We start from the raw sequence: 8696 nt of genomic DNA on the forward strand, positions 1-8696 counted from the left end.
ATCCTTGACCGCTCCAAATCGCATGTGCCTCAGGAGAGCCAGCGTGCCAATATCCGGCGCAAGTCAAACGGCTTGCATCGTGCTCGTGGACTCCTACCATCGATAGATGCGATCGCTACAGATCCGTAATGTGCCCGACGACCTGATGGAGCGACTGGAGCAGCTGGCACGCGCCTCCAACACTTCGGTTGAGGCCGTCGCAATTGGCGAACTGGACCTAGCCACCCGCCGGGTAGACAACGCTGCGCTCCTCGCAACGCTGCCTGATCTCAGCAATCCAACGGAAGCCATCGTTGAGCACGTACGCGCCAGCCGCCGGTGATGGGTATCGGCGACTGAACCCGGCTAAAGCCTCTTCGCGTCCAGTGCCTTCATGAGTGCGGGGCGCCTCCGGTACTGCTCGCGAAGCTGCGCCATGAACAACGCGAATTCGGCACCGCGACCACCTTTTTCGTAGAGCTTGCGCATCGTTGCCAGCCTCGCCGCAATGTCGGGATAGATCGGCGAGTTTGGGTATCGCAGATCTTTCTCAAGCCCTGGCCGGTACAAGTCGGCAGCAGCGACGGGCCGTGCCTTGGCCCCTCGCTCGGCCAGTTCCCGCCACGCCGAGCCGGCGCCGTACTTGTCAGCGGCGTCCCAGGCCGCATCGATGTCGCCGTCACTCAAGCAGAGCTGCACCTGGACTGTGCCGAATGCGAAGCGATCCGTCGCGGCCAGGTGTCGCGCGTGGTCGTAGGCCCATCGACGTTCGGAATCGACGCGATCGACACCAGCCGCGAAATCAAGGAGCACTCGGTACGAGCCCACCGACGGCTGCCGGACGAAATCGGCACGCAGAACGCCGATTGCATCGTCGATGCGGCCCAAGCCTTTATACGTCTCGGCGACATGGTCGGGACTCAACCAATACTCGTTGCCGCCACCGTGGCTCCACACCTTGCCGGCGGCCACGGCTCGATCGATCCACGCCACTGCGTCGTCGGCACGTCCGACAGCACGCAACCGGTCGACTATCGCCCCGTACTGGACGTATGTCCCCTCGCTGAGCAGCTTCACGGCCAGGTCGACATCGCCGTCGTGATCGGCGAGTTCCAGCAGCATTGCCTCGACTTCATGTCGTCCAGTTGGCTGGTCGGCCAGCTTCTTGTCGAGCGCAGCCACTGCCCGGCGGTACGTCTTCAGCGCCTTCTCGTCGAACGCATCCACGAAGTCCGCCAACACGAGGATCGGCCATCCTGGCGACTCCGCGCGAAACTTCACCAGCCACGTCGCCAGTTTCGTCGGGTCAGGCGTGCCGAGCCGGCAGGCCCTTGCGTAGAGGTCGGCAGATCGCTGGGTTTGATCGCCGATGAAACCCGACGAATCATCGACGTACTGCAACAGATCCTGCAACTCGGTGAGTGCCAACAACAGCGCCGGCCGCACCACGTCGGCAGCGCCGTTGTTCAGGTGGTCCTCGAGTTCGTCGAGCATCTCACTGACTGTCTCCGCGACCTCGAACGACCGCCGGTAGTCGATTTCGCCCCTGAATGCCAATATGTTTCGCACATAGGCTTCGAATTCGGTTTGAGCCGGCGCCTCGTCTCCCGAGGCCGCCGTGGCGCGAACTTCGAGCAGGCGCCGCACCCCGTCGTCGTGCTGCGCGAGCGTCAAGACCAGTTGACGTAGTTCATCGACGCTCATCGCCTGTACAACCGCGTCCAATCTGGCGTCGCCGGTCGCTTCGTCAGGATCGTCAGGTTCTTCGATGGGGACCCGGCCGCTGTCGATTGCGGCCAGCCCCACCGCGACCAGATGCTTGCAGAAGTTGCCGTCAGCATTGTGTGGGCAGGTGCAGACTCCATCCGGTAGCGAACCGGACCAGTCGAGCTCCACCTGGTAGACGCGCTTGGCCTGTATCGATGCGTACGCCTTGGATTTAGTGATGCGAAGCCCCCGAACGTAGCGGATGTAGTCCTCGCCTCGGGCGAAGACGAGATCACCGGCAACATTGAACAGCGACGTTTCGGAAAGCGGCACGTCACCATGGTGCCCGATGTAATGTCCGGGCCTCCCACGCCGTCCGCCTGACACGCGGACGTACATCACGTGACATCACGGCAAACAAGCTCGCGTGCGTCCGCCACGACCGGTGACGCGGCGGATAGTGACAACCGTGGACGCTGTAATTCACCCGAACACCGCGTCAAGGGTTCCGCCCCCACACCCGGTGTCATCGAATGCCGCTGAACAACACGGTGCGGTCATCGCAGACCGGCACCCGCGAGAAATCTCATCCACCAACAGAATCGACGCCCGCGGCGAGCTGATCGGAGACGGTCAGGCCGTGCCGGGCGCCTGGGTTACCGTGTCGTTCAACGGCGACCCCGACGACACGGACGTCTTCCAGCTCGTCCTGCCCGCCGACGCCAAGCCGCTGGGCGACACCTGCTCCGTGGAGTGCCCGCTGGGCAAAGCGCTCGTCGCCTCGCACGTCGGCGAAACCCGGAGATACGTGACAGAATCCGGGCGGAGCATGGCGATCACGGTTCTGGCCGTCGACAGCGTCAATCCGCAGGAGACGGCCGGACGCTGACCGCTCCCCGACCAATGTTGTTCGGGGAGCCCAGGGCCCTACTCCGCGGCCCGACCGCCCACCACCGCGTGAAACCGCCCCTGCGGATACGGCAGAGCGATGTCGTGCTCGTCGTAGGCGCGCAGAATCGCGCGGCGGATCCGGCGCTGCACCGCGCCCTGCATGTTCGGCCGGGTTTTCACTGACATCCGCAAGGTGAGCAGATCAGGCGAGAGCTCCTGCACGCCAAGCATTTCCGGATCACCCAACACATCGGCAGCGATCGCCGGGTCGATGATCGCGTCCTCCGCCGCTTCGATGGCCACCAGCTCGGCGCGGTCGAGGTCAGCGGTCAAGGCGACCGGGACCTCGACGTTCGCAACGGCGTAGTCCTGGCTCATGTTGCCGACGCGCTTGATCTCACCATTGCGGACGTACCAGAGGGTGCCGTCGCCGCCGCGCAGCGTGGTGATGCGCAGGCCGACGCTCTGCACCTCGCCCGTCACGTCGCCGAGGTCGACATTGTCGCCGACACCGTACTGGTCCTCGAGCAGCATGAAGATGCCGCTGACGAAGTCGCGGACCAGGTTCTGCGCGCCGAAGCCGATCGCGAGGCCGACCACACCGGCAGAGGCGATGAACGGCGCGATGTTCACGCCCAGGACGCTCAGGATGGCCAGTACGAGCCAGACGAGCAGCAGGATCGAGACCGTCGACTTAAGCACCGACCCGATGGTCTGAGCGCGCTGGCGGCGCCGTTCGGCGGCCTTGCGGGCGTTCGACGAGGCCGACCGGTCACGCAGGTAGCGCAGCAGCGGCGGACGGTTGGCCTGCGACTCCTCGTCAACGGCCACAGTCTTGCCCGTCCGACCGGTCGTGGCGCGATCGATCACCCGGTGCAGGGCCAACCGCGCGATCAGGGCGATGACGCCGTAGGACACGATCCGGATCGGCACCTCGACCAGCCAGTGTCGGTTCGTGTCGGTCCATTCGAAAGCCAGTTGGTAGACATGCACGGGTTCGACCCTACGAGAGGGCGTCGAAGCCCCTGGCTACGGCGATTCGCGGCTGCAGGGGGACCAGCGGGTTTGGTCGGTCGTGAGATCCAGTCGACCGATGCGGCTGATCGTTGCCCGGCTCACAGGTCCGGCGCTCGTCTGGGGCCGTTTCTGCCAGCAACCTGACAGACATCTGTCTAAAACCTGTGAGCGGCAAGGAAATTCGCGTCGGCGACCCCCTGGCACGCTCGGTAAGCTCCTTTCGTCAGCCAATCGCGTTGGGGGTATCGCATGGCCGAGTTACAGGTCGAACCGTCGGAGCTGGTCGCGGTGTCGCACGAGCTGTCCACCGTCGCGGACGGGCTCCGCGCCGGGATAACGTCCCTGGACAACGAGGTGTCCGGCCTCATGGGCACCGGCTGGACCGGGTCCGCGGCCTCGGCATACGCGGGCGTGTGGAAGGAATGGCACGAAGGCGCTGCCCAGGTGGCCGCCGGTCTGAGTCGCATGTCGGCGCTGCTCAACGAGGCGGCGGCCAAGTACACGAGCACCGACGCCGAGGGCGGCGCGCACATCGCGGGATCGGGCCTCTGATGAGCGAGTTCAGCGTCAATCCGGCGGCACTGGCGGCGGTCATCGACCGGATGACGGCGTTCGATTCCGACCTCGAAGCCCACTTGGCGCACGCAGCCGGATCAGTCGCCCGGTTGGGTTCCAGCTGGTATGGCGACGCCGGCGAAGCGGAACGGTCGGCGCAGGCGCAGTGGGACGAAGGCGCCCGGGAGATGCGGGAGGCGCTGGCTCGGCTCCGACAGATCGCTGAGGGCGCCCACGAGAACTACTCGTCCGCTGCGAGCAAGAACCACCAGATGTGGTCCTGACCTGTGACCGGCCCGATCACGGTCGATCCGACCGCGCTCAACTCGGCGGGGGCGTCGGTCGGCGCTGAAGCGAACAGCGTCTCCAGCGCGGTCACCACGCTCTCTGGTGCACTGTCCGGTCACGAAGCCGGCTTCGGCCACGATGCGGCCGCATTGGTCTTCTCTCGCAGCTACATGAACGCGGCCAATTCGTTGCTGCAGTCGGCGGCTGCGGCCGTCAACGCGTCGCACCGAACCGGCTTCGGCATCCAGATGTCGGCCTACAACTACGGCACTGCCAACGCGCACTCCACTGTCGGCGGCGGCGAGCTTCCGGTCACCAAACCCACTGAGCCCCCGAAGTATCCGACGCCCAGCGCTCCGTCGGTGTTTGGCGGCGACATCGCCGCGCCGCTGGGATGGAGTCTGGTCGAAGCGTTCGTCGGAGACCTCTGGCCCGACGGCGATCCCGCACAGATGCGCGCGACCGCAGCCGCCTGGCGTACCTTCGGCGCGTCGATGAGTGGCGGATCGGGCCCCATGACCGCCGCGGGAACGACGTTGGGCGGCTTCCAGATTCCCGACGCACCGCAGATGCAGAAAGCCGCCAACGACATCAGCGGCGGCCTCACCGCCATCAACACGCAGGCGCAGAAACTGGCCGGCCAGATCGATTCGTTTGCAACGACCGTCGAGAACACGCAGAACAAGATCCGCGACCTGCTCCACCAACTGAGTCCGAGCGGCATCCTCAGCACCATCGGCGGGATGTTCGAGGGCCACAATCCCCTGGACAAGATCAAGCAGATCGCGGACGACATCAAGGCGGTTCTGGGCAACATCAAGCGCGAAGCCGACGCGACGCAGCAGATGTTCACCCAGGGCATGCAGGACCTCGACGCATTGACCGACAAGCTCGAGAAGTGGGCGGACAAGGAGTTCGTCGAGGCGTTCGGCCAGGAGGTCGGCGGTGCGCTCGGCTCCACGTTCAACGCGATAGTCGACTTCGACGAGGGCGCGTTCAAGTTCGTCGCGCAGACGGCCAACGGGCTCGAGCAGCTTGATCCGACCCGCTTCATCTACGACCCCGAAGGGGCAGCCAAGGCCTGGGAGGGCACGGGCAAGGCCCTCGGCGAGGTCGCACTGGTGGCCAATCCCTTGACCGCGCCGTTGGCACTGTCAGACCCTGGCATTCGCAAGGACTTGACGACTCTCGGCAAGTCGATGATCGACTACGACGACTTCAAGAACGGTCACCCTTTCCGCGGATTGGGTTACGACACAGCGCAAGTCGCGACCTTCTTCCTGCCGGGCGCCGGCGAGGCGGCGCCCGCGGCCGACGCTGCCGGTGGCGCGGCGCGCGTCGGTGCGGCAGAGGCGCGGGCCGGCGGGACGGTTGCGCGCGATGCCGGTACGGCCGCGTCGAAGGTTGGTGCGGCCAGCGCTGCCGAGGAAGTCGCCGGCCAAGCCGGGAAGATCAGCAGCAATCTCGACAAGGTCGGCGTTCCGGAAGCCGCGCCTGGAACGAGTGCGGCAGGCAAGGCACCTGTCGAGGTTCCGGCACCCAAGCCCGAAGCAGTTCCCGCACCAAAGCCGGAACCTGCGCCCGCGCCGCACACCGAATCTCCGGCTCCGCACACGGCCGAGCCGACCGAACCACACTCAAGCGCTCCGGCTGCCGAAACACACACCGCGCCAAGCAGTTCGGCATCGCACGAACCCCCTGCAGGCCCGTCCGAGCACTCCCCCGCCCCCTCGACCCACGAGCCGGCGCCCGTTACGCACGAACCAGCCGCGCCGGTCCATGCGCCGGGCGACTCAACGCATTTCTCCGGTCCGAATGACGCCACACCCCACGCCCCCGGCGGTCACGTCGATCCGGGCGACGGACGTGTCTACTCGATGATGGACGACAGTTCGCACACAACGTCATTCGCGCCGGAACAGCTCGGCGACAACCAGCGGGTGCTCGATGCGATGACCGACCACGGCGTCAGCAAGAGCGACATGATCGACCTGATCAACACACCCACGGATGCCCTCACCCCCGCCGAGCGGGATCTGGTCAACGACGTGCGCGACGCTCTGCCCCACCCGACCGACGACACGGTGATGCAGAAGGTGATTCCACCGGGGTATTTCGATGAGACGAAAGGCTTTGTCCCGAGCCGTGCGGACGACTACATCATGGGGAATCAACCCTGGCTCAACGTCGACCAAGTGGGTGGTTCGGTGTCGATGGCCGACGATACGGCTCACCTGGGGACGCCCCAACAAATCCACGACGGCTTGCGCCTGGACTACACCGACTCTCCGTACACCCCTGAGGATCCCGGGACTCACATCATCCGGTTCCAAGCGGACCCGGACGCCCCCGGTTCCTACGAAGTGCCGCGGAATACGGATATGGGCGGCACTAACGCCTACGACGGGTGGGATGATCCATTCACCGGCAACGGGTTCACCAAGTCGGGTGACGATGTCATTCCTGAGTACTACGCCAAGAAAGTCACCATGAGAGATGGTGCCGAGATGTGGGAGGTCCTTGATGACGGAACCCAGCGTCTGGTGGCCGTGCTCAAGGACAAAGAATGGATCCCGCAGGGGAACTGATGGCTGAGATACCGGTGACCGGCGCTGTAGCGGAGTACCGCGGGCAGCGCTTTCGAATCTTGTTCAGCGGCACCGACTGGGTCGCGTTGAATGTCGGCCCCGAGGTCGAGCTACCGGACGCGTTCGCGCGCGGCGAAGCACCGGCCGAACCGGGCCACTACGACCCGTGGGCCAAGGTCCCACGGTCGGCTCTCGATGGCGTCATCCAGGTCAGCGTCAGCGCAACCCTCGCGGGACACACTGTGTACCTCAGGCGCCGGCTGCGGGACGGCAGGATCGGGGTGGAGTTCGTTGGGCCGCCGCAGATCGCCCGCGAGCTCGGACTCGAGGGTGACCAGCACACAGGATGGACCGGGCTGGTCGATCCTGACCGGTTGCAGGACATTCGGGTAGAGGAGACACGTCGTGCCTGAGCAGCTGGTGCTGCAGAAACTCCTTGCCACCCCTATGGCAAGCGCCATCGTAGAGAACGGACTCGACCAAGTGGGCGGGTATGTCACCGAGGCATCGGCGGTAGTCGGTCTCAGGACGCCAGCAGAACTGTTGGCGGAGTACGGCATCGACGCCGCTCCCGATTTCGCAGATGTGGTCCGATTCGAGCAGCCGCGCCTGGCGACGTTCACCAAGCCGAGTGACGCGGAGCGGCCCTGGCGCGACTTCCCCCATGGTTTTCTTCTCGGCGGCTCGCTAGCGCCGGTCTGGCGCATGAGCCGCACCCGGTTCTCGTACGGGGCCGAGTACTGGCGGATCCGTTCCGACGGTGAGCAGAAGTGCTTGTCGCACTACGCGGGGGCGGGCCGTGGCTGGGTGGGCGCCAAACGCTGGCGGCCACCGAGCCCGGTAGTGGGCACGCTGGCGCGATGGCAGGGTCGGGAGTTCTTCGCCGACGTCCTTGCGGAGACCGTTTTGTTGACCGCGCTCGCCGAAAACGGCCCCGCAGGCTTTGAACAGGTCCGCCCACATGCATGGTCCGCGAGTGTTCCTGTGTCGGAATGTGAAGTGTTCGAACGGGTTTACACGGCCCAGGTCGACGGTATCCCCGTGCGCATACTGCGCCGCGCCGGCGACACCGCCGAGGTGTTGTTGCTCAGCGATGATCCTGCCGATGCCCAGCGAGTCGGCGCCCGACTGGCCGAGGCCGGGGTGTTCGAGGCTGTGGTGGAAGCCGGTCGACTGACAAACGTGCAGGGCGTGGAGAACCAGTGGGTCTCGAGTAGTTCTGCTGGAGAGTGACAAGGATCATCAACGCGGGCCAACGATGGAGCGGGACGATGCCAGTTTCTCAAGAGCTTGCGGAGTGGGCAAAGCTTGCCGGTTACTCCCTGACGGTTGGCTCAGAAGGCGGGCTCACGGATATCTTTTGGAATCGACTCGGCGAGATTCGCTTGTTCATCCGAGAAATGACCGACGGTTGGGTCGACGTCACCTGCTCCGATCGCCTTCAACCGGAATACTTCTACTTCGCCGGTCGAACGATCGAGGTAGTCGAGAAATTCCTTTTCGGTTGGTTTGGCAACACGACGAGGTACAACAGCGGGATGCCTCCACTGCGTACACACACGACTCTCGCAGAGCTCACTCACGGCTATAAAGTGGCTCTTCACAGATGAGGGTGTAGAGGTGGTTGGCGCGTCGTTGCCGGGATAGAGGTCGAGGTCTCTCGAAAATGAG

Annotated in this window: 10 protein-coding genes; 8 read left to right on the forward strand and 2 right to left on the reverse strand. The window is 65.0% G+C overall.

The features are described 5' to 3' along the window. Positions 1–106: 106 nt before the first annotated feature. Complete coding sequence (locus ACJH6I_RS29720) at positions 107–322, forward strand: FitA-like ribbon-helix-helix domain-containing protein (protein ID WP_061004417.1); 216 nt, start codon at positions 107–109, stop codon at positions 320–322. A 23-nt stretch (positions 323–345) separates the two neighbouring features. Here ACJH6I_RS29720 and ACJH6I_RS29725 read toward each other — a convergent pair whose 3' ends face one another. Beyond that, on the reverse strand, positions 346–2019 hold the full coding sequence (locus ACJH6I_RS29725; protein WP_061004419.1) for an SWIM zinc finger domain-containing protein: 1674 nt from the start codon (positions 2017–2019) through the stop codon (positions 346–348). Positions 2020–2155: 136 nt separating this feature from the next. On the opposite strand from ACJH6I_RS29725, the gene ACJH6I_RS29730 reads away from it, so the two are divergent. Beyond that, positions 2156–2575: a GreA/GreB family elongation factor gene (locus ACJH6I_RS29730; RefSeq protein WP_406785084.1), complete on the forward strand. Its 420-nt coding sequence runs from the start codon at positions 2156–2158 to the stop codon at positions 2573–2575. 38 nt (positions 2576–2613) lie between these two features. Here the strand turns inward: ACJH6I_RS29730 and ACJH6I_RS29735 are convergent, their stop codons facing one another. Continuing rightward, positions 2614–3570, reverse strand: coding sequence for a mechanosensitive ion channel family protein (locus tag ACJH6I_RS29735; protein ID WP_406785085.1), 957 nt, complete (start codon positions 3568–3570; stop codon positions 2614–2616). 273 nt (positions 3571–3843) lie between these two features. Here ACJH6I_RS29735 and ACJH6I_RS29740 point away from each other — a divergent pair, with 273 nt between their 5' ends. The 6 genes from ACJH6I_RS29740 to ACJH6I_RS29765 are packed head-to-tail and all read left to right on the forward strand — an operon-like array spanning position 3844 to position 8635. Next, complete coding sequence (locus ACJH6I_RS29740; protein WP_406785086.1) at positions 3844–4146, forward strand: WXG100 family type VII secretion target; 303 nt, start codon at positions 3844–3846, stop codon at positions 4144–4146. Next, on the forward strand, positions 4146–4433 hold the full coding sequence (locus tag ACJH6I_RS29745; protein WP_406785087.1) for a WXG100 family type VII secretion target: 288 nt from the start codon (positions 4146–4148) through the stop codon (positions 4431–4433). Before ACJH6I_RS29740 ends, ACJH6I_RS29745 begins: the two co-directional genes overlap by 1 nt. A 3-nt stretch (positions 4434–4436) precedes the next feature. After that, positions 4437–7025: a hypothetical protein gene (locus tag ACJH6I_RS29750; protein ID WP_406785088.1), complete on the forward strand. Its 2589-nt coding sequence runs from the start codon at positions 4437–4439 to the stop codon at positions 7023–7025. Then, the gene (locus ACJH6I_RS29755) at positions 7025–7438 is read left to right on the forward strand and encodes a hypothetical protein (protein ID WP_406785089.1); all 414 of its coding nucleotides are present in this window, start codon (positions 7025–7027) and stop codon (positions 7436–7438) included. Before ACJH6I_RS29750 ends, ACJH6I_RS29755 begins: the two co-directional genes overlap by 1 nt. Continuing rightward, positions 7431–8258: a hypothetical protein gene (locus ACJH6I_RS29760; RefSeq protein WP_406785090.1), complete on the forward strand. Its 828-nt coding sequence runs from the start codon at positions 7431–7433 to the stop codon at positions 8256–8258. Before ACJH6I_RS29755 ends, ACJH6I_RS29760 begins: the two co-directional genes overlap by 8 nt. 38 nt (positions 8259–8296) lie before the next feature. After that, positions 8297–8635, forward strand: a complete 339-nt coding sequence (locus ACJH6I_RS29765; protein ID WP_406785091.1) for an Imm61 family immunity protein — start codon at positions 8297–8299, stop codon at positions 8633–8635. Positions 8636–8696: the final 61 nt, after the last annotated feature.

The sequence above is a fragment of the Mycobacterium sp. SMC-13 genome (genome assembly GCF_045311035.1).
GTDB lineage: Bacteria > Actinomycetota > Actinomycetes > Mycobacteriales > Mycobacteriaceae > Mycobacterium.

Excerpts from the sequence above, each read along its gene's own strand:
- ACJH6I_RS29740 (WP_406785086.1), top strand. The coding sequence starts at position 3,844 with ATGGCCGAGTTACAGGTCGAACCGTCGGAGCTGGTCGCGGTGTCGCAC.
- ACJH6I_RS29745 (WP_406785087.1), top strand. The coding sequence starts at position 4,146 with ATGAGCGAGTTCAGCGTCAATCCGGCGGCACTGGCGGCGGTCATCGAC.
- ACJH6I_RS29755 (WP_406785089.1), top strand. The coding sequence starts at position 7,025 with ATGGCTGAGATACCGGTGACCGGCGCTGTAGCGGAGTACCGCGGGCAG.
- ACJH6I_RS29765 (WP_406785091.1), top strand. The coding sequence starts at position 8,297 with ATGCCAGTTTCTCAAGAGCTTGCGGAGTGGGCAAAGCTTGCCGGTTAC.
- ACJH6I_RS29720 (WP_061004417.1), top strand. The coding sequence starts at position 107 with ATGCGATCGCTACAGATCCGTAATGTGCCCGACGACCTGATGGAGCGA.